Below are 20,853 nucleotides of genomic sequence, written 5' to 3' on the forward strand. Positions count from 1 at the left end.
GCCCTGTAAAACTTAGTTGTGGTGACGTACGGCGCGCAGGAACTCCTGGCGGGTATTATGGCTCGATTTAAACAGACCGCCCAGCGAGGTGGTGGTCGTTGCGCTGGTCGCATCGCGTACGCCGCGCGCCTTCACGCAGTAGTGAACCGCATCGATAGAAACGGCCACGTTATTGGTGCCCAGCAGCGTTTGCAGCGCGGTCAGGATCTGCTGCGTCAGACGTTCCTGCACCTGCGGACGCTGAGCAAAGAACTGCACGATGCGGTTGATCTTAGACAGGCCAATCACCGTATCTTTTGGGATATACGCCACGGTCGCTTTACCGTCAATGGTCACGAAGTGGTGTTCACAGGTGCTGGTCAGCGTGATGTCGCGCACCGTCACCATCTCATCCACCTTCATCTTGTTTTCAATGACGGTGATTTTCGGGAAGTTGGCGTAGTCCAGACCGGAGAAAATTTCGTCGACGTACATTTTCGCGATGCGGTGCGGCGTCTCCATCAGACTGTCGTCACTCAGATCGAGATTCAGCAGCTCCATGATATCGGTCATATGACCGGCAATCAGACGCTTGCGGGTTTCATTGTCCATATCCTGGACGGGCGGACGCAGTGGCGTTTCAAGACCGCGCGCAACCAGGGCTTCGTGGACCAGGGCAGCTTCTTTACTGAGTGATGACATTTTGTTCTCCTGCAGGTGTGGCGTCTTTTGCCCTCGTTGTGGCAAAAGTATGCGTTCATTGTGCGTGAGGCGGCGCACATAATCCAGTATTCACGACGATAATTATTGCAATTGCTGTTGCCTTTCAGCGTGACGATTCCAGACCAGGGCTCCCCCGACGAACAGCGCTACGCCCGCCAGCCCCAGCGCGGGCTCCAGCCGGTGGGTAAGCCAGGTGGATAACGCCGAGGTGACCGGCCCCACCAGCTGCCCAATCGCATACCCGGTGGTGAGCAGGCCTGCCATATAGCGCGTGTGGTTGGGCGCCAGCTCGCGACCGTATAAAAGAGAGAGCTGCACGGCGCACAAAAAGCCGCCGCCCACCAGCAGCCCGCCCGTCAGCAACCCGCCAATTCCCGGCAGCAGCCAGGCCGCCAGCACGCCCGCCCCCTGTAACCACAGGACGATAGCCAGCCTGCGGTTAGCCGTTGAGGTGTGGCGCAAAAGAATACTCAGCGCAATGCCCACCACGGCGGCGAGGCCAAATATCGGCCAGACGAACTGGGCAAACAGGCTGCCGGGAAAACGCACGGCGGCCATTTGCGATAAAAAGGTCGCCGGAAGAATATAGCCAAATCCCGCCAGGCTGTAGCTCCAGACCAGGCGCTTTAAATCCGCGGTCAGCAGCAGCGGCTCAGGCGCAGTCCCCGGGCGATGAAGCTGACCCGCGCGCGGCAGATAGCGTGCCACCAGCGCAATCAGCACCAGCGCCAGCACCCCGTAGATTTGCCATGCCGCCCCGGCCGAAAGGGATTTCGCCTGGATATAGACGGCGAGCAGCCCGCTCAGGGCAATGCCTGCCCCCGGCCCGGCAAACACGGCGGCGCTCAGACCCGGTTTGCCCAGCTGTCCCAGCCGCTCGTTGGTCCAGGCGGCAATCAGTACCATCGACCAGCCGCTCATGCAGCCGATGACAAAACGCAGCAGGCCATGCACGATGGCGTTATCCGCCGCGGCGGAGAGCAGCGTCAGCGCTACCGCGCCGGTGATGCCAAGCCAGAGGCGCGTTTCAACGAAGCGGTGCGCACGCATCGCATCCCACGCACCCACCAGATAGCCCAGATAGTTCATCGCCGCCACCAGACCCGCGCTGGTCAGCGTAAGCTGTCCGGCAGCAATCATCAGCGGCACCTGGGGCGTAAAGGCAAAGCGCCCTATCCCCATCGCCACCACCAGCACGACAAACCCACTGAGCGCAATACGCAGCGCCATGACCGCTCCAATTGTTAAAGAAAAGTAAATTTATGATGCAGCATCTCGCCGTCTGGCGAAAGTGAAAGTTACTCACAGGTCAATGAAAAGGCTGTATTATGGTTTTTATGAATACGCATTCTCATTAAGGAGCCCTGCATGGAACTGCTCGAAGAGCACCGTTGTTTTGAAGGTCGACAGCAGCGCTGGCGGCACGACTCCACCACCCTGAACTGTGCCATGACGTTCAGCATTTTCCTGCCCCCGGCGGAAAATCCACCGGTTTTATTCTGGCTTTCCGGCCTGACCTGCAATGACGAAAACTTCACCACCAAAGCGGGCGCGCAGCGTATTGCCGCCGAGCTGGGCATTGCGCTGGTGATGCCCGACACCAGTCCGCGCGGGGATGAAGTGGCCGACGATGCGGGATATGACCTGGGCAAAGGCGCCGGGTTTTATCTGAATGCCACCGAGCAGCCCTGGGCGCGTCATTACCGTATGTATGATTACATTCGCGATGAGCTGCCCGCGCTGATTCAGTCCGGGTTTGCGGTGAGCAACCGCTGTGCCATTAGCGGACATTCCATGGGCGGGCACGGGGCGCTGATTATGGCGCTGAAAAACCCGGGTACATATACCAGCGTCTCTGCCTTTGCGCCGATTGTGAACCCCACACAGGTGCCGTGGGGGCAAAAAGCCTTCACCCACTATCTGGGTAACGATGAAGCGAAATGGCAGGAATGGGACAGCTGCGCGCTGATGCTGGCGAGCGACTCAGCGAATGCGATCCCAATGCTTATCGATCAGGGCGATGCGGATCAGTTCCTCGCCGGGCAACTCCAGCCCGCCGTGTTTGCCGAAGCGGCGCGTCAGAAAGAGTGGCTGCTCACGCTGCGCATTCAGCCCGGGTACGATCACAGCTATTACTTTATGGCGTCCTTTATTGAGGATCACCTCCGCTTCCATGCGGCGCATTTGTTTGGGTAAGTGCGGCTGATTGCCGGGTGGCGGCTTCGCCTTACCCGGCCTACATTCGTGGGTTTTGTAGGCCCGGTAAGCGAAGCGCCACCGGGCATTAACGTTACATCAGAACGTATAATCCACGCCCACAAAGTAGCGACGGCCATCTTCCGTATAGCTGTAATCGTCCCGACTCAGATCTTTGTCCAGCAGGTTCTGCACGCCCGCGCGCAGCTTCACGCTTTTCGTCGCCTGCCACGCGGCGCCGGTATTCCAGATAACATAGCCACCCGGCGTTGGTGCACTGCTGGTCAGCGCGCGTTTTTCACCCGTGTAGTTGCCCTGAACATAGAACGACCAGTCCTGCGTCGCCTTCCAGTCAACGGTTCCGTTGGCGGTGTGGAACGGCAGATCGGACAGCGGCTTGTTGCCGCCGTTGCTGATATCACGCCCGTCGTTGTAGGTGTAGTTCAGAGTCACCTTCCAGTCGTCCGCCAGCGGGAATTTCAGCTCGGTCTCCACCCCGCGGATGCGCGCCTTGTTAACGTTGTAGTAGCGGAAAATCGGCTCGCCGTCCGCGTTCAGGCCAACGTAGTTAGGGTAACTCTGCGCCTGGTTCACGTTCGCCGTACGGCTAATGCTGATGCGGTCATCAACATTATTCTGGAAGGTGGTGATACTGGCCTGTACGCCCTCTAGCCAGCCCTCTTCCCCGCTGTAGTAAAGACCGAATTCGAAGCTCTCGCTGGTTTCCGGCTTCAGGTCCGGGTTACCCACAATCTCACAGGCACCGCGGCACGAGCCGGTGATCCAGTCCGGGCTCAGCTGGAGCAGTGACGGGGCTTTAAACGCCGTAGCCCAGCCCCCCTTCACCGTGACGGTATCCGTCGCGTTGTAGACCAGATACGCCCTCGGGCTCCAGTGGTCGCCGTAGGTATCATGGTCGTCCATGCGGATGCCGGTGGTCAGCGCCAGAGGTTCAAAGATGCGCCACTCATCCTCAAGGAACAGCGCGTACTGGCTTGTCGACGTACTGCTGCCGGAGCCGCCCGTCAGGTTGACCGGATCTTTCAGCTTATCGTGACGCCATTCGCCGCCGAAGGTCATCATCTGGTTGATTTCGCCCAGCGGCAGCACGTATTTCCCGTCCACCGCGTTGCTCTCGGAGGTGATCGGATTGCTGTTGCCCGGGTTTTTGTTATCGACCTTCTCGCCGTAAACCTTCAGCTCGCTGTTGCCCACACCCCAGCGGCCGTTGTGGCTGAGAGAGTAGTTCTGACGCTCGAGGCGGTTTTTGTCGAGGGAATCCGAGTCGCGATCCTGACGGTCAAAACCGTAGCCCGCCGTAAAGTCGTGATTTTCAGACGGCGTCCACGCGAACTCCACGTTGGCATCGCGGCTGGTAAAGCCCTCAATGCGCGGGGTTTCACCGCTCGCCGTAGTAGAGGACTTCTGCTGGCCGTCTTTCTCACGCTTTGCGAGGCTACCGTAGGCTTTGAGCCCCAGCAGGCCGTCCACCAGCGGGCCGCTGGTATAGAACTGACCGTTGTAGGTGTCTCCACGATCGCGATGCTCCTGAATGGTGGAATCGGCGCTCAGGGTGCCCGTCCATTTCTGGCCGATTTTTTTGGTAATGATGTTCACCACGCCGCCCAGCGCATCGGAGCCGTATAGCGAGGACATCGGGCCGCGCACCACTTCGATGCGTTCAATGGCGTCAACCGGCACCCAGCTGAGGTCGAAATCATTATGGCGGAATACCGCGTTACGGGAATTGACGCGCTTGCCGTCGATCAGGATCAGCGTATAGCTGCTGTCCAGGCCGCGAATGCTTACCCCTTTACGGTTGTCCCCTTCGCTGGTGAGCTGTACGCCCGGCACATCCCGTAACACATCTTTCAGGTTCTGAACGGGTTTGCGCTGCAAATCTTCCTGGGTGATGACGCTGATGCTTGCCGGCGCGTCTTTCAGGTTTTGCTCGGTCGCGGAGGCCGTGACAACCATTGTGTCGCCGGATTCCGCTGCGATAACAGGCAGGGCCAGGGACATTGCGGACGCGCAAAGTCCTCCCCTGACGAAGGGATTCAACCTAAACATTCCATATCTCCATGAGGTAAATACAACTCAATCAAATCATCATTGCTCACGCGTCTTCCTTGCCGCCCACGTCTGCGGTGGGTCAGTGACACGTTTATTTTTGATAACGATAAAGCAAACGATAATTATTATCAATTAAATTGTTAAGAAATATATCTTTGTTTCAGCGTGCGGGCATAAAAAAACCCGCTCGAATGAGCGGGTTGAAAGAGAGGAATTGCGGTTATTGTTTAAATCGTTCCGGGAATTCCATTTCACTGTAGCGAACGAAGTGTGTTCCTTTCGTCAGCTTGTAACCAAACCAGATGACGAGGAACAGCGGAATACCAATGTAGGTCGCCGTGACGGCACCCCAGTCAATGGTGTCCGCCAGGAACGCTTCATAGTTCTGTCCCAGCGTAATGATCAGGCACAGAATGAAGGCGAAAATGGGACCCAGCGGGAAGAAGCCGGAGCGATACGGCAGCGAGTTAATATCGTGACCCTGCTTGACGAAGCCACGGCGGAAACGGTAGTGGCTGATGGCAATCCCCAACCAGGCGATAAAGCCCGTCATCCCGGAGGTGTTCAGCAGCCACAGGTATACCGTCTGGTTGCCAAACATGGAGGTCAGGAAGCACAGACCGGCAATCACCGTTGTAGCGTACAGCGCGTTACGCGGTACGCCGCCGCGGGACAGCTTCGCGAAAATACGCGGCGCCTTACCGTCGCAGGCCAGCGTGTAGAGCATACGGGTAGAGGCGTACATCCCGGAGTTACCGGCTGACAGGACGGCGGTCAGGATAACGGCGTTCATCACTGCCGCGGCTGAAAGCAAACCGGCGTGCTGGAAGACCAGCGTGAACGGGCTGACGCTAATGTCTTTAACGTCATTACGCAGCAGGCTTGGATCGGTATACGGAATGATCAGGCTGATAATCAGGATCGCGAACACATAGAACAGCAGGATACGCCAGAAGACCTGGCGAACCGCGCGCGGAATGTTTTTCTCCGGGTTCTCTGACTCACCGGCGGCGATACCAATCAGCTCGGTCCCCTGGAAGGAGAAGCCGACAATCATCGCCACGCCAATCATGGCCGACAGTCCGCCGGCAAACGGCGCATCGCCTATTGTCCAGTTGCTCCAGCCCGCAGGTTCTGCGCCTTTGAAAATACCAACGATCATCGCCACACCGACGACGATAAAGATGATGACGGTTGCCACTTTGATCAAAGAGAACCAGTATTCCGCTTCGCCGAAACCGCGCACGGAGATGTAGTTCAGCAGGAAGATGACGGCGAGGAACAGGGCGCTCCAGATCCAGCCCGGCGTATCCGGGAACCACCAGTTCATCACCAGCTGCGCGGCGACGAGGTCAACGGCGATAGTGACCGCCCAGTTGTACCAGTAGTTCCAGCCCAGCGCGAAGCCAAAGCCTTCCTCAACGTATTTTTGACCGTAGGTCGAGAACGAACCGGATACCGGCATATACGCGGCCAGTTCGCCGAGACTGGTCATCAGGAAGTACACCATCAGGCCAATCAGAATATAAGAGAATAATGCCCCACCCGGGCCGGCTGCCGAAATCGTTGCGCCAGAGGCAACGAAAAGACCTGTACCGATTGAGCCGCCAATGGCGATCATCGTCAGGTGACGCGCCTTGAGTTCACGACGTAGCGTGGGCGCTTCTGTGGTTTTAATTTCTGAAACCATGTGAAAATGCTGTCCATTCAATAAATGAGGCGCGATTGTAGCAGACGATCGCCATTCCTTCCGGCAGAAATACCCAGTTATAAGAGAGCTTCATGACGCGGCCAGGATTATAAGTAAAGCATCATTTTTCCCTCTCCCCTTTGGGGAGAGTGAGGCGAATGTTAAATGGCGCAGTAGCGCAGAAAACGCTGCAGCGAGCTGGAAAGGTGTTTCTGACGATGGTGAATGCACCACAGCGTGCGCACCAGCTTCGGCAATGGAACCGGGATCTCAACCAGCGATCCGGTCTCAAGCTGTTCGGCAATCACCCGCCGGGAAAGACAGCTGATCCCCAGACCGTGGCGCACCGCGTGCTTGATGGCCTCCGAGTTCCCCAGCTCCATCCCCAACTGGAAATGCGGCAGATGAGACAGCAGCAGGTAATCGACTATTTCACGCGTGCCGGAGCCCTGTTCGCGCAGGATCCACTGCGCCTGCGCCAGGCGCTCCAGCGTCACCTCGCCCTGCAGTAACGACGAGGCCGGGGAGGCAAACACCACCAGCTCATCTTCCAGCCAGGGCTCGGCAATAATATCGACGTTGTGGCACGGGCCTTCAATAAGACCAATATCCACGCGGAAATCGATCACCGCGTTGATCACGTCCTGGCTATTGCCCACGCTCATCTCGAGCGGAAGCGTCGGGAAATCCCGGCGGTAGCGGGCAATCACCTCCGGCAGGATATAGTTTCCGATGGTGCTGCTGGCGTAAACGCGTATCGCGCCGTTGTCTTCGCGGAACAGCTGCTCAATTTCGATAGCCTGCTCCAGCAGCGCCAGCGCGCGTGGATAAAGAAGACGGCCGTGCTCGTTGACCACCAGACGCTTCCCTACCCTGTCAAAGAGCTGAACGCCCAGCTGTCCTTCAAGATCGGTCAACGCCGCGCTGACCGCAGACTGTGAGAGCGCCAGCATTTGTGACGCCTGGGTCGTCGAGCCGCTTTTCAGCACCTCGGCAAACACTTCCAGCTGACGCAAGGTAATGTGCATGGTTGCTTACCACTTATATAGATTGATTATAAGTATATAATCAATTTTATTTTTAAGCCAGAGCGCCGTAACCTTTAGCCAGACAAAGGAGAAGGTTATGTCAGAAATCACCTTACAACATCATCGTACAGTGTGGCACTTCGTGCCGGGTCTTGCGCTCAGCGCCGTCGTCACCGGTGTGGCCTTATGGGGCGGCAGTATACCGGCAGTGGCCGGTGCAGGGTTTAGTGCATTAACGCTGGCTATTTTGCTCGGCATGGTCGTGGGAAATACCGTTTATCCGCACATCTGGAAATCCTGCGACGGCGGCGTGATCTTTGCCAAACAGCACCTGCTGCGTCTCGGGATCATTCTTTACGGCTTCCGCCTCACCTTTTCGCAGATTGCGGACGTGGGCGTGAGCGGGATTGCCATTGACGTCCTGACCCTGACCAGCACCTTTTTGCTGGCCTGCTTTATCGGGCAGAAAGTCTTTGGACTGGATAAGCAAACCAGCTGGCTGATCGGCGCCGGGAGCAGCATCTGCGGCGCGGCGGCGGTGCTGGCAACGGAGCCCGTCGTTAAGGCCGAAGCCAGCAAGGTGACCGTGGCGGTGGCGACGGTCGTCATCTTCGGTACGCTGGCGATCTTCCTCTACCCGGCCATGTATCCGCTGGTGGCCCACTGGTTTAGCCCGGAAACCTACGGCATCTATATCGGTTCGACCATGCACGAAGTGGCTCAGGTGGTGGCGGCAGGTCACGCCATTAACCCGGAAGCGGAAAACGCGGCGGTGATTGCCAAAATGCTGCGCGTAATGATGCTGGCGCCGTTCCTGATTTTCCTCGCGGCGCGGGTTAAGCAGCTGGCACCGGCAAACAGCAATCAGAAGAGTAAAATCACCATTCCGTGGTTTGCGATCCTGTTCATCGTGGTGGCAATTTTCAACTCCTTCCACCTGCTGCCGAAAGCGGTCGTGGATATGCTGGTGACGCTGGATACCGTGCTGCTGGCGATGGCCATGGCGGCGCTGGGGGTGACCACGCACGTCAGCGCGCTGAAAAAAGCCGGGGCGAAACCGCTGCTGATGGCGCTGGTGCTTTTCATCTGGCTGATTGTCGGGGGCGGCGCGATTAACCTCGCGGTCCATAGCCTGATGGCATAAACCATCTCGTCCTTCTCCTGCTAACCCGCTATCATAGGCGTTTCGGGTTAGCAGGAGTTTTTTTATGAAATATGTTGGAGCGCACGTCAGCGCTGCCGGTGGCCTCGCGAATGCCGCCATTCGCGCCGCCGAAATTGAGGCGACCGCTTTCGCCCTGTTCACCAAAAACCAGCGCCAGTGGCGCGCCGCACCGCTCACCGCTGAGGTGATTGATGATTTCAAAGCCGCCTGTGAGAAATACCGCTACGGGCCCGGCCAGATCCTTCCCCACGACAGCTACCTGATCAACCTCGGTCACCCGGTTGAAGAGGCGCTGGAAAAATCCCGCGAGGCGTTTCTTGATGAAGTGCAGCGCTGCGAACAGCTGGGGCTGACGCTGCTGAACTTCCACCCGGGTAGCCATCTGATGCAGATCGATGAAGACGCCTGCCTGGCGCGCATTGCCGAGTCCATCAACATCACCCTGGACAAGACCAAAGGCGTCACGGCGGTGATTGAAAATACCGCCGGTCAGGGCAGCAACCTCGGCTTTAAGTTCGAACATCTGGCGGCAATCATTGACGGCGTGGAGGATAAATCCCGCGTCGGCGTGTGTATTGATACCTGCCACGCGTTTGCGGCCGGCTATGACCTGCGCACAACCGAGGCGACGAAAAACACGTTTGATGAGTTCGAGCGCATTGTGGGCTTTCAGTACCTGCGCGGCATGCACTTAAACGATGCGAAAAGCGCCTTTGGCAGCCGCGTTGACCGCCACCACAGCCTGGGCGAAGGCAATATTGGCCACGATGCGTTTCGCTTCATCATGCAGGATGCTCGCTTCGACGGCATCCCGATGGTGCTGGAGACCATTAATCCGGACATCTGGGCAGAAGAGATCGCCTGGCTGAAGGCACAGCAAACCGCCGAACAGGCGGCATAAAAAAAAGCCGGGTGCTATGCAACCCGGCTTTTTTATTGCGTATCGCTTACGCCGCTTTTGCGACCACTTCCGCTTCCGGACGTTTCAGCACCGCGTAAGAGAGACCCGCCACCAGCGTACCGGCAATGATTGCCAGCAGGTAACCCAGTACCGGGGTGATGGCGCCAGGGATCAGCAGGACGAACAGACCGCCGTGCGGTGCCATCAGCTTCGCGCCAATCGCCATGGAGATGGCTCCCGTTACCGCACCGCCAACGATACAGCAGGGCAGCACGCGCATCGGATCGCGCGCCGCAAACGGAATCGCCCCTTCGGTGATGAAGCACAGACCCAGCACCAGCGCCGCTTTACCGCCTTCCTGCTGCGCTTTGTCGAACTTACGACGGGCGATAATGGTCGCCAGGCCGAGCGCCAGAGGTGGCACCATACCGGCCGCCATGATGGCCGCCATCGGCGCGTAGGTCTGGGTACTCAGCAGGCCAACGCCAAACGCGTATGCCGCTTTGTTCACCGGACCGCCCATGTCGGTACACATCATGCCGCCGAGGATTGCGCCCAGCAGAACCGCGTTCGCGGTACCCATGGTTTGCAGCCAGTGGGTCAGGCCCGCCAGGATGCCCGCAACCGGCTTACCAATCAGGTAGATCATCGCCAGGCCGACCACCAGGCTGGAAATCAGCGGGATGATCAGGATTGGCTTCAGCGCCTCCATACTCTGCGGCAGCTTGAGCTTCGAGCTGATCAGCTTCGCGACGTAACCGGCCAGGAAACCGGCGATGATGCCGCCGATAAAGCCAGAACCGGTGCTTACGGCCAGCATACCGCCGATAAGACCCGGCGTCAGGCCAGGACGGTCAGCGATGGAGAAGGCAATAAAGCCTGCCAGAACCGGCACCATCAGCGCGAAGGCTGAACCACCGCCGATCTGCATCAGCGCAGCCGCAAGGGTACCTTCTTCTTTAAATGCGGTAATACCAAACGCGAACGACAGCGCGATACACAGACCACCCGCCACCACCATCGGCAGCATGTAAGAGACGCCGGTCAGCAGGTGACGATAGGCGCCTGCGGACTCTTTCTTACCTTCCGTCGCGGTTTTAGCCGCACCGGTAGCCTGGTAAGGTTTGGCTTCCGCCAGCGCTTTATCAAACTCCTGAGCAGTCTTTTTCAGCGCCAGGCCGGTCGAGGTGCGGTACATCGGTTTACCGGCAAACTTCGCCAGATCCACTTCGATATCCGCCGCCACAATCACCAGATCGGCTTCCGCCACTTCTTCCGGGGTGATAGCGTTGCCGGCACCCACGGAGCCACGGGTTTCAACTTTTACCCACCAGCCGCGTTTTTTCGCTTCGGTTTCAATGGCTTCAGCCGCCATAAAGGTATGAGCCACGCCCGTCGGGCAGGCCGTCACCGCAACAATGCGTTTCGGACCCGCGGCCGGAGCCGTCGCGACCGGCGCGCTGTAGACAGACGCGTGGCCTTTCGCTTCGCTCAGGAACAGTTCCGGATGGGCCACCGCGCGATTAATATCGCCGAGCCACACTTTTTTGCCGTTCAGCGCACTGTCAGCCGGGATTTTGTCGCCCAGGACAATGGCCAGTTCTGCATCGACTGGATTATCGATAATCTCCAGATGCGCTTTTTGTGCCGCCGCGCCCAGCAAGGTCTTCGCCATATAGGCGCGGGCCTGTCCGAGACCGGAGTCAACGATCAGCAGCGTTTTCATTATTCCTCTCCTGCTGTTAGTTAAAAGGTTTTAAGTCAACGCGCGCCATCATCGCGGCTAACTGGGTACGATCGGTAATACCGACATTGCTCTGGCTCACGGCCAGGGCAGCAACGGCGGTGGCAAGACGTAACGTATGTTCACTGGATTCACGCATCAGCAGGCCGTAGATCAGGCCGCCAACCATGGAATCCCCTGCGCCAACGGTACTCACAACCTCCATTGACGGCGGTTTGGCGATCCATTCGCCAGACGCGTTAACCCACAGCGCGCCTTCTGCACCAAGAGAGATAACCACGTGAGCGATCCCCTGCTCGCGCAGCGCATGGGCAGCGTCAATCACATCTTTTAATTCTGGCAGCTTACGGCCCGCCCAGATTTCCAGCTCGCGGCGATTCGGCTTCACCAGCCACGGAGAGGCTTTCAGGCCCGCAACCAGCGCGTCGCGGCTGCTGTCAAAAATGATGCACGGGCACTGGCTGCGCAGGCGCGTCATCCAGTCGGTAAAGGCTTCCGGGCTCACGCCGGACGGCAGGCTCCCGCTGACGCAGACCATGTCAAACTGGCCCAGCCAGGTCAGAGAGTCGTTCACAAAACGCTCCCAGTCCGACGGGGTGACTTCGAAGCCAGAGAAATTCAGGTCGGTCACTTCACCGTCTTTCTCCGTCAGCTTAACGTTGATGCGGGTACGGCCCTGAACAACCTGAAAACGGTTAGCAATCCCCAGCTCGCTGAACAGCTGCTGGAAACCATCCTGGTTATCTTTACCGAGGAATCCACCCACGGTGACGTCGATACCGAGATCCTTGAGCACTTTCGCGACGTTGATCCCTTTGCCCGCAGCATGCAGGCCGGTGGTACGCACGAGGTTGACTTCGCCGCGCTCAATCTCCGGGCAAAATCCCACCAGGTCATAAGCCGGGTTCAGCGTAATAGTCGCAACACGTCTGCTCATTATGCGCCCTCCCCCAGACCCGCCGCGATGGCGTCGCCAATCGCTTTCAGCGCCTGTTCAGCATCGGCACCCTGCGCGGTGAAGCGCAGACGGTGACCTTTCTTCACGCCCAGCGCGACCACTTTCATCAGGCTACGGCCGTTGGCCGGTTTGCCCGTGCCGTCAAGATTCGCCACGGTAATCTCACTCTCGAACTGTTTAATGGTATTCACCAGCATGGTGCCCGGACGGGCATGCAGGCCGTGTTCGTTACGGACCACGAACTCCGCGGTCTGCACGTCTTCCTGCAGCGCATCATCGCTGGTCAGCAGTGCCAGCACGGTGGAGGCATCGGCGTTCAGCAGCTTTTCAGCCTGGTTGTTCAGCAGCAGATCGCCCAGACGCTTCAGCACGGAAACCGGCTGTGCATCGTTCATCGCTACGGTCACCAGCATGGCCGCGCGCTCGCCTTCTACGTCAAACGCAGTGGCCGCACGGCTCACGGCGATAGCGCTGCGCAGGTTGCCTTCAGCACTGTCGTTCAGCCAGATACCCTGACCGAGATTCAGCGGCTTATCGTTAATCACGCGCGTCACAAACGTGGCATCCGCCGCGCCGGCCTCTTTCAGACGACCCGCGTTCAGCGCCTGCAGCGTCACCAGATCGGAGGCAACCACATCCAGCGTCAGCGTTTCATTATCCAGCTTCAGCGCTTCGCTCTGTTTTTCGCCCATCAGCAAGGCGCGCAGCTCTTCAGCTGTCGTTGCTGACTTCAGCTGTTCCGCCACCGCGTCATCGCTCAGGACATGCGTCAGCTGACGCAGCAGGCCTAAGTGTTCATCGCTGCTGGCCGCGATCCCGATTGCCACATACGCCACCTGACCGTCGCCCCAGAGCACGCCCTGCGGGAACTGATAAACCTTCACGCCGGTTTTCAGCACCTGGTCACGGGTGTCGGTAGTGCCGTGCGGAATGGCAATCCCATTACCGAGGAAGGTGGAGGTTTGCTGCTCGCGGGCCAGCATGCCGTTGACATAGCCGTCCGCGACGTTACCCGCCTGCACAAGCGCAGCGGCAACCTGGCGAATAGCCTCTTCTTTATCCCCGGCCTGAGCGCCCGGGTGGATATCCTGAACAGATAACTGGAACATGGTTCTCCACTCCTGCTGAACTTGAATCGTTTCAGCTTTAATGAGAAAAAATGCGCTAGCCTGCTCCGTTTGTTTAAACAAGATAGCGCTGAAACGTTTCAAAAAGTCTTGCGCTTTCTGCTATACCTTGCAAGTAAACTCGTATTTCTGATGTCAGAATTTAGAGATACAGCACATTTCTTCTTCGTTCAGCTGAATGTTGCTGAAGTTCAGCTAGCCAGTTTCAGCTAAGGTCAGCAGGATGAGAGGTAAGTTGAAATGCCATTTTGATTTTTCGTGGCATCATTGACTTCACCCACTGTTTATTTTTTAGCTAACGGCGTAAACTCCGCCCCTCTCTGCTACTCGCTAATTATAAAACATGCATAACACCCCTGCGGCCATCTCGCCGAAGCCCTTTGATTTAACCTCAGCGGCGTTTCTGATTGTTGCCTTCTTCACGGGCATTGCCGGTGCGTTACAGACGCCGACATTGAGCCTGTTTCTGACCAACGAGGTTCACGTCCGTCCGGCGATGGTCGGCTTCTTTTTTACAGGAAGCGCCATCATCGGTATCCTGGTAAGCCAGTTTCTGGCGGGACGATCCGACAGAAAAGGCGATCGCAAAAGCCTGATCGTTTTCTGCTGTCTGCTGGGGGTCATGGCCTGCATTCTGTTTGCCTGGAACCGCAACTACTTCATTCTGCTTTTCATCGGGGTATTTCTGAGCAGCTTTGGCTCAACGGCTAACCCACAGCTGTTCGCGCTGGCCCGAGAACACGCCGACCACACCGGACGTGAAGCGGTGATGTTCAGCTCTGTCCTGCGCGCTCAGGTGTCGCTGGCATGGGTGATTGGCCCGCCGCTGGCCTACGCGCTGGCAATGGGTTTTGGCTTTACGGTGATGTACCTGAGTGCGGCCGTCGCGTTTGTGGCGTGCGGCGCGCTGGTGTGGTTTTTCCTGCCGTCCATGCGCAAAGAGCCCAAAGTGGCAACGGGCGTACTGGAAGCGCCGCGCCGTAACCGCCGCGACGCCCTGCTCCTGTTTGTTATCTGCACGCTGATGTGGGGCACTAACAGCCTGTATATCATCAATATGCCGCTGTTTATTATTAACGAACTGCACCTGCCGGAGAAGCTGGCCGGCATTATGATGGGCACCGCCGCAGGTCTGGAGATCCCGACCATGCTGATAGCGGGGTATTACGCAAAGCGCTTCGGCAAGCGTTTTTTAATGCGCATCGCCGCTTCCGCCGGTCTGCTGTTCTATATCGGTATGCTGACGGTACATACGCCGGGTCTGCTGCTGGCTTTACAGCTGCTGAACGCCATCTATATTGGCATTCTCGCCGGGATAGGCATGCTCTATTTCCAGGATCTGATGCCGGGCCAGGCAGGCTCTGCCACTACCCTGTATACTAATACCACCCGCGTGGGCTGGATTATCGCTGGCTCCCTGGCCGGCGTGGTGGCTGAAATCTGGAACTATCACACGGTATTCTGGATTGCGCTGGTGATGTGTACGCTGACGCTCGGCTGTCTGGCGAAGATTAAAGACGTTTAAGGCGCGGTGAGCGCTTCCAGCTCAAGAAGGTACGTCATCGCCTGCTCGCGCGTGCTGCCACACATTTCGGCCGTGGGCTGAAGCCCGGAGCAGACTTCCGGGCGCAGCGGCGAACCAAAGATCATACACAGGTTGGCTTCAGAGAGCTGAACGCAGCGGGTATTGGCAGGCTTGCCTAACATATAATTATTCAGTGTTTAAAATTCACATTCCTGCTGTTAGCATCAGGTCCATCTGATCAATCAATACCATCCGAAGGGAATCACACTTAATGAAACCTAAGCTGTATTCGTACGTGCGTTTTTCATCTGTGAAACAACGGGAAGGTAACTCCTTGGAGCGTCAGCAAGATACCGCTCTAAAAATCGCGGCCCGTTATAATCTCGAACTTGATACAACGGCTTTCCATGATCTCGGCATGTCCGCGTTCAAAGGAAGAAATGCTCATGAAGGGAAGCTTTCGGAGTTCATCAAGCAGATTGGGGTTAAAGTTCCTGTTGGTTCGTGGCTAGTAGTCGAAAACCTTGACCGCATTAGCCGTGATGATGCCTGGACCGCTTTGGATATATTCAAGAGCATACTTAGCAAGGGGATAGTTGTTGTTACTGGCATGGATGAAAAGGTCTATAAGTACGCGGACGTAAAGAATAATCCAACCGATTTAATCATTTCATTGTTGATGTTCACACGCGCCCACGACGAATCGTTGACAAAAAAGAATCGGGTTGAAGCCCAAGCCCGTTCGCTGATACGGTACAACCTGACAAGAAAAGCGGGAACGCCAGCAAAAGCAATAGAATCAGTGGGTCAGAATGTCTGGTGGGTAGATACAAAATCAGGATACGTTACCCCACACCCAATGTATTTTTCAGCAGCGCAGAAGATTATAGAACTGAAACAAAACGGTGAAACTCTTCTTGGAATCCAGCGATATCTTAACGAACACTACCCAGCCCCTAAAAAGAGGATTTATAAAGACCAGACAGGTAAAGCACTGACGCCCAAAACGGAACAATGGGGCAAGCATTTAATTCGAACCTTCTTGAACCCTACTGTTTATGGACAAAAGGTCTTTACGCTGGATAAGCGCGATGAATCAGGTGTCGTGATATACGATCCGGATTCAGAAGAACCATTGAAAGAAATATTCGTTATTCCTGATTACTACCCGGCACTGATTTCAGAAATAGACTATCTGACTCTATCAAAACTGGACCGACACCGAGCGGTAACTAGAAGCTCCTCAAAATACCCAGAGGGCAACCCTGAACCCGAAATCCCGTTACTATCAGGAATTGGAATTCTTTTCTGTGGGAAGTGTGGTTCTTTTATGTTCAAATCAGGTTCAAACGAAAATAAATACCGTTATATCTGTGGCTCAAAGATTGTTCAGGGTAAACCTTGCGGTAAAAAAGGGTTTACGGCATACCAGCTTGAGCACACTGTTTTGCAACTAATCGCTGATCACGTCTGGAACAACCACCAAGAAGATAAAACGGCATGGTATGAATCTGAGATTGAAAAGACCTCAGAATCTATTGATAAGCTTCTGAAACTGGCAACTTTAACGGATAGCCTTGAAGAGCTTGCAGAACAGATTAAGCTGAATAAACATAATAAAGCGACGCTTGAGAGAGAATTTCATCAGTACAAAATCAACCGTTCAGAAATTCAAACTACGGGCTGGCAACAATTCCGACAATTTGATGTGCATGATACAAAGAACCCTAACCGTAAGCAGATCAGATTAAAGGTAAAGCAAGCTATCAGACGCATTGATTGTTACGATATTGATGGGCGACATGGTCATTTCGAAGTAACCTTCGCGGACGAGACAAAGCAAAGAATCGTGATTAAGTTCAATCGCAACCGATCACCTGGAGTTTCGTATGTAGAAGCGCAAACAGTCAATGATCATGACTTACTAAAAATGCAAGGACTTGTGCTGCACTCCTTCATTGATGTACTTATTTCTCCTGACAAATTTGCGCAGCATATTCAGGAAAAACACGAAGTCAGCCTTCTTAACCCGACGTATATCACTGAGCTAGAAGATGGTATTAGACACGATGAAGTCAATGGAATAGCTATCAGGGTGGATGGCACTACAAGCAAATCATATGCAACGATCAACGGCATTAAGCATGTGATTAACTCGCTAGAAGACTTAAATAAAATTTCAAACTAAAATCACTCTTACCTATTAGACAAGGGGAAGCCAACCAACTTCCCCAATAAACCTATACTGGATTCATCTCCCGGATAATACTGACGTTCTACTTCTCAGCAAAAATTGGTTCTTCATGGGGATTCAATCATATAATTGATGAAGGCATAAATAATTAACTATATTTTAATCCATGGCGGGCAGGCCGATACTCAGCCTATTTATTTCGTGTTGCTGCTGTATTCCATGCTTTCAATATGGTAAATTATTTCTTCAATCTTGAGCAGGTCTAAACGTTCACTTTCAGGATCAATTTCGGTCTCGATTAAATCAGCAACGTAAACAGGCTCTGTTACGTCTAAATCTTCCGGTGCTTGCTCCACTAACTGTACGGTTTCTGTTGCGTCCAAAATGTCCTCTGGTGCGTATTGGTACGGTTCATCAATAATCGCTTCTTCTGGGGCCGCTGAATCGGTTTTAACTAACTGGCCTTTCATAGCGTCCCCACGGGCTTTCATTGGCTTCGTATCTTCGAATGCGATTAGGAATTCATTTGCGGTATCTCCCGAAATCTTTTTCCACATACCAAGGAAGTAATCTTGTCGAGCGTTCACGCATGAATGCTTTTTCTCAACGATAATGTCTGCGGAAAGCATCAGGACCGAGCCGCAATTGTTCCCACGGCGACGGAAGCAAACACCCAGAGCAGGTTTATTCATCTTGCTATTCTGTGTGTAGAAGCAACGGTAAGTATCACCCAGCGCCATTGAATTAACTTGCTTGATGAATTTCGGGAAAGCCTGCCGGATCGCTTTATCGTAAAGACCGCTAATACGAAGTGCTCTTTTTAAATCCTCTATGGACTCCGCAACATACGCAATAGGAGAAAGTGGGGCATTTTGGTCATGCTTTGAATATTTTGTGTTAGTGCGATTCATGCGTCCATCATAAAAAAAGTACTGAATAAAGTTCATATAACTACCTGTTTTTTTTCTAGAGTTGAATTCGATTCTTCTGATTGTATTCTGTTAGTTGAAGGGGGCTTTTTGTCTGGGTTAAGTTCAACGATTTAACGAACGCTAATCCGAATATATCCATCGAACGATACAAAGTTTCTTTTGAAATGCATGATTCTTTCGGTAATGTTTTTTTTACCTTCAGTATCAACGGTAAGCCATTTGGAAGCCAATATGACAAGATCATCTCCTGATAGTTTTCTTGGTCTCATATAATACTCCCTGGTTGCAAACATTTATTATTAGCTTCCTATAAGTTGTCAATGCTAACAAGTTTTTTGTTATCACATTTCTATTTAGAGCGTCATTTTTCACGCGCTCCAAGAAATTGTACAAGTATCATTCAATTTGGTACAAAACCTCTTAATTATATAAAAAACGACATTTACACCTTTTACTTAGTCAATAAAAGGTGTTTTTCACTAGATAGTTTAGTGTTGACTTGGAATACTCACAAACAATCACTGCTCCAAAGCTAATCAATGAACTCTCAACAGCTCTTTTGGTAACGCTCTAATCAACTGAGCGTTCAGCAAATAGATCGGGGAAGTTGGTTATCTCGCTTTGCTGGTATCTCTATTTTAGTTAGAGAAGGGATTCCCTGGACAGGGTTTCTCACCCAAATAAACCTCCGAAATTAATGAGTTAAACACCTTACAGAAGTCGTTACAACAACTTCAAGGACGTAAGGACCGGAGGGCGAAGCCCGAAGGGATTTCGAGCGTAGCGAAGAAATCTAGTGAATGAATCCAATCGTTCAAAATCTAATAACGGTCAATAGCGCTTCGCGCACTCGCTTCGCTCGTAGATTTTTGAAGTGACCTTTATCCTTGTAACATGGTTATCATTGTTATTTTTACTATATAGAAGGGAACTAAAAGCCTATTACAGCAAGGGTTTACAGCCGCCTAGATCGACAAAACTCAGTCATAGAATGCGGTTTTCAGCCCCCCTAGATCGACAACCTCACCCCCTTTTCACCAACGCCTTCAAAAGACAAAACACACTAAAAGCCAGCGCTATTGGTGGAAAGACATTGTGACCCAAGCAGTTACCTCCTCAATCGCATAGAACACTTCTGTTTTCGCTATGCACGAGACCTGGGGGCTGGATTATCGGGTAGATATACCTTTATGCAAAGGGGATTGTGGATTTGCCTACTTGAGCCTGAAATCTTTCTCAACACAACCAGCAAAGGGGAGTTTTCCATCCCACGCACGCAATCCCAAAAAAAACTTAAAACGCTTAAATAACAAAGAGTTAACTTTCACCACCGTAACTTTCGGTATATTTTCTCGCATTAATCGATCGTTTTTATAGATCAATTTTACGATATTGATAGATTTAACAGATCAATGTAAGATCATGATTCTTCGCTTGGTGTTTCTCGCAAGCAAGACTCACGGAACGAGTGCTCTGCCCCCCGATCAAGTGCGAAAGAAAGAAGGTATCCAGAATGACTATCCTTATAAAAACTTTAAAAATCATGGCATCAGGCGTTGTTCTCATTGCATGTATGGCTGCCGCATCTAATACCGTCTATTTCTTGCGAGAGGCAAAATCAGCAGGTGTCGCCAGCAGCGACCAAAAAGCCCTGATGTTTCTCGGGATGGACAGGGATGTAAATCTGAAGGGAATATGCTTCGCGATGGCAAATCAATCATCATCGATCGTTCCGCTGGTGGATATCACTGCGACAACTGATAACGGCAGATTCACATTGCACGGACTGCGCCCAAAGAATAACGACGATACGAAGGAATTAGTCTGTTCACTTGGTTCAGAAGCTGGGGATTTCTTGACTGGCATTGCGAAGTCAGCCACTGTCAACGTGAAGATGGATTTTAATGGCGAGATCCGCAATTACAGTTTCAACACTACAGAGTTCAGGAAAATACTGTCTGCCAATGGTCAAGGAGTGTGGGACAAAGCAGCTAAAGACTACGCTCAGGGAGTTCGCGCACCCATTTTCTATAATAACAACCGTGAAGCCACCAAAAATAATGTAGCTATCTCAGATGTCGATTCACGCAATTATGAAGCAAGCGATGAGAAACTTAATTCACTCTGGAGAAGCCTTAGCCCTGAAACCCGAAAACGATTACTCCCTTCTCAAAGAGAATGGATAAAGAAAAAGTCTGACTGCAATAATGAACAGAAATGTCTTATCGACATGACCAATAAGCGTATTACTGAACTGGAGTCTCAACGTGGAAAATAATATGCTGACTTTGGTTTTAAAAAACGATTGGGTAACTTCGTCTTCTGGTAATGCCTATGCCGGGCAATACACGATCGGACGATTTCACCTGACAGATGCGTTTATCGTTGAGTATATGAAGCTGATACATGGAATCGAAATACCTGATTCATGGGTCAGTAGTAGCTTCACGAACATATCAGATACCGATACCCGCAAGATTATGTATATGGAAGGTTGCGATATGCTATCTAAAGACACAATGGATGAGATCCGTAATGCAGTGAAACATCCGTCTGACGACGTAAAAATATACCGCAATGGAGAGCGTATTGTTAAAATAGAAGTTATGGAGAAATAA

Annotated in this window: 17 protein-coding genes; 7 read left to right on the plus strand and 10 right to left on the minus strand. The window is 53.6% G+C overall.

What is annotated here, in order from left to right:
- Nucleotides 1–12: 12 nt before the first annotated feature.
- Both folE and L6R44_RS19820 read right to left on the minus strand, forming a co-directional pair.
- Nucleotides 13–681 (minus strand): GTP cyclohydrolase I FolE, encoded by a 669-nt coding sequence (gene folE, locus L6R44_RS19815; protein WP_237425189.1) that lies wholly within the window; start codon nucleotides 679–681, stop codon nucleotides 13–15.
- Nucleotides 682–783: 102 nt separating this feature from the next.
- Complete coding sequence (locus L6R44_RS19820) at nucleotides 784–1,932, minus strand: YbfB/YjiJ family MFS transporter (protein ID WP_237425190.1); 1,149 nt, start codon at nucleotides 1,930–1,932, stop codon at nucleotides 784–786.
- Nucleotides 1,933–2,070: 138 nt separating this feature from the next.
- On the opposite strand from L6R44_RS19820, the gene fghA reads away from it, so the two are divergent.
- Complete coding sequence (gene fghA, locus L6R44_RS19825) at nucleotides 2,071–2,898, plus strand: S-formylglutathione hydrolase (protein ID WP_237425191.1); 828 nt, start codon at nucleotides 2,071–2,073, stop codon at nucleotides 2,896–2,898.
- A 99-nt stretch (nucleotides 2,899–2,997) separates the two neighbouring features.
- Here fghA and cirA read toward each other — a convergent pair whose 3' ends face one another.
- The 3 genes from cirA to yieE all read right to left on the minus strand — a co-directional run bounded on the left by cirA (nucleotide 2,998) and on the right by yieE (nucleotide 7,689).
- On the minus strand, nucleotides 2,998–4,968 hold the full coding sequence (cirA, locus tag L6R44_RS19830; protein ID WP_237425192.1) for a catecholate siderophore receptor CirA: 1,971 nt from the start codon (nucleotides 4,966–4,968) through the stop codon (nucleotides 2,998–3,000).
- 223 nt (nucleotides 4,969–5,191) lie between these two features.
- Complete coding sequence (locus L6R44_RS19835; RefSeq protein WP_237425193.1) at nucleotides 5,192–6,661, minus strand: amino acid permease; 1,470 nt, start codon at nucleotides 6,659–6,661, stop codon at nucleotides 5,192–5,194.
- A 161-nt stretch (nucleotides 6,662–6,822) separates the two neighbouring features.
- The gene (gene yieE, locus L6R44_RS19840; RefSeq protein ID WP_023312476.1) at nucleotides 6,823–7,689 is read right to left on the minus strand and encodes a DNA-binding transcriptional regulator YeiE; all 867 of its coding nucleotides are present in this window, start codon (nucleotides 7,687–7,689) and stop codon (nucleotides 6,823–6,825) included.
- 97 nt (nucleotides 7,690–7,786) lie between these two features.
- Between yieE and L6R44_RS19845 the strand changes: the two genes are divergently transcribed.
- Together L6R44_RS19845 and nfo are read left to right on the plus strand one after the other, a co-directional pair.
- A complete protein-coding gene (locus L6R44_RS19845; RefSeq protein ID WP_237425194.1) occupies nucleotides 7,787–8,833 on the plus strand; it encodes a YeiH family protein in 1,047 nt (348 codons plus the stop codon).
- A 64-nt stretch (nucleotides 8,834–8,897) separates the two neighbouring features.
- Complete coding sequence (gene nfo / locus L6R44_RS19850) at nucleotides 8,898–9,755, plus strand: deoxyribonuclease IV (protein WP_032641793.1); 858 nt, start codon at nucleotides 8,898–8,900, stop codon at nucleotides 9,753–9,755.
- Between the two features lie 46 nt (nucleotides 9,756–9,801).
- Here the strand turns inward: nfo and fruA are convergent, their stop codons facing one another.
- Genes fruA through fruB form a run of 3 tightly spaced genes read right to left on the minus strand, consistent with a single transcriptional unit; the run spans nucleotide 9,802 to nucleotide 13,566 of the window.
- Nucleotides 9,802–11,481 carry a PTS fructose transporter subunit IIBC gene (gene fruA, locus L6R44_RS19855; protein ID WP_237425195.1) on the minus strand — a complete coding sequence of 560 codons (1,680 nt, stop codon included), beginning with the start codon at nucleotides 11,479–11,481 and terminating at the stop codon, nucleotides 9,802–9,804.
- Nucleotides 11,482–11,497: 16 nt separating this feature from the next.
- Nucleotides 11,498–12,436, minus strand: a complete 939-nt coding sequence (gene fruK / locus L6R44_RS19860) for a 1-phosphofructokinase (protein WP_008500936.1) — start codon at nucleotides 12,434–12,436, stop codon at nucleotides 11,498–11,500.
- A complete protein-coding gene (gene fruB, locus L6R44_RS19865; protein ID WP_237425196.1) occupies nucleotides 12,436–13,566 on the minus strand; it encodes a fused PTS fructose transporter subunit IIA/HPr protein in 1,131 nt (376 codons plus the stop codon). The genes fruK and fruB overlap by 1 nt, the downstream gene beginning before the upstream one ends.
- A 361-nt stretch (nucleotides 13,567–13,927) precedes the next feature.
- Here fruB and setB point away from each other — a divergent pair, with 361 nt between their 5' ends.
- Entirely contained in the window at nucleotides 13,928–15,109 is a 1,182-nt protein-coding gene (gene setB, locus L6R44_RS19870) for a sugar efflux transporter SetB (RefSeq protein WP_237425197.1), read from the plus strand.
- On the opposite strand, the gene L6R44_RS19875 is transcribed toward setB, so the two are convergent.
- On the minus strand, nucleotides 15,106–15,291 hold the full coding sequence (locus L6R44_RS19875) for a Fe-S-cluster oxidoreductase (RefSeq protein WP_237425198.1): 186 nt from the start codon (nucleotides 15,289–15,291) through the stop codon (nucleotides 15,106–15,108). The two genes, setB and L6R44_RS19875, sit on opposite strands and share 4 nt — an antisense overlap.
- Before the next feature lie 89 nt (nucleotides 15,292–15,380).
- Here L6R44_RS19875 and L6R44_RS19880 point away from each other — a divergent pair, with 89 nt between their 5' ends.
- Nucleotides 15,381–17,297, plus strand: a complete 1,917-nt coding sequence (locus L6R44_RS19880) for a recombinase family protein (protein ID WP_237425199.1) — start codon at nucleotides 15,381–15,383, stop codon at nucleotides 17,295–17,297.
- A gap of 200 nt (nucleotides 17,298–17,497) precedes the next feature.
- Here L6R44_RS19880 and L6R44_RS19885 read toward each other — a convergent pair whose 3' ends face one another.
- Nucleotides 17,498–18,250 carry a hypothetical protein gene (locus L6R44_RS19885; protein ID WP_237425200.1) on the minus strand — a complete coding sequence of 251 codons (753 nt, stop codon included), beginning with the start codon at nucleotides 18,248–18,250 and terminating at the stop codon, nucleotides 17,498–17,500.
- A 1,498-nt stretch (nucleotides 18,251–19,748) separates the two neighbouring features.
- On the opposite strand from L6R44_RS19885, the gene L6R44_RS19890 reads away from it, so the two are divergent.
- Nucleotides 19,749–20,513: a lysozyme inhibitor LprI family protein gene (locus L6R44_RS19890; protein ID WP_196298442.1), complete on the plus strand. Its 765-nt coding sequence runs from the start codon at nucleotides 19,749–19,751 to the stop codon at nucleotides 20,511–20,513.
- Nucleotides 20,503–20,853 carry a hypothetical protein gene (locus tag L6R44_RS19895; RefSeq protein ID WP_047355786.1) on the plus strand — a complete coding sequence of 117 codons (351 nt, stop codon included), beginning with the start codon at nucleotides 20,503–20,505 and terminating at the stop codon, nucleotides 20,851–20,853. Before L6R44_RS19890 ends, L6R44_RS19895 begins: the two co-directional genes overlap by 11 nt.

The organism is Enterobacter cloacae complex sp. ECC445, from assembly GCF_021892025.1.
Classification (GTDB): Bacteria; Pseudomonadota; Gammaproteobacteria; order Enterobacterales; family Enterobacteriaceae; genus Enterobacter; species Enterobacter chengduensis.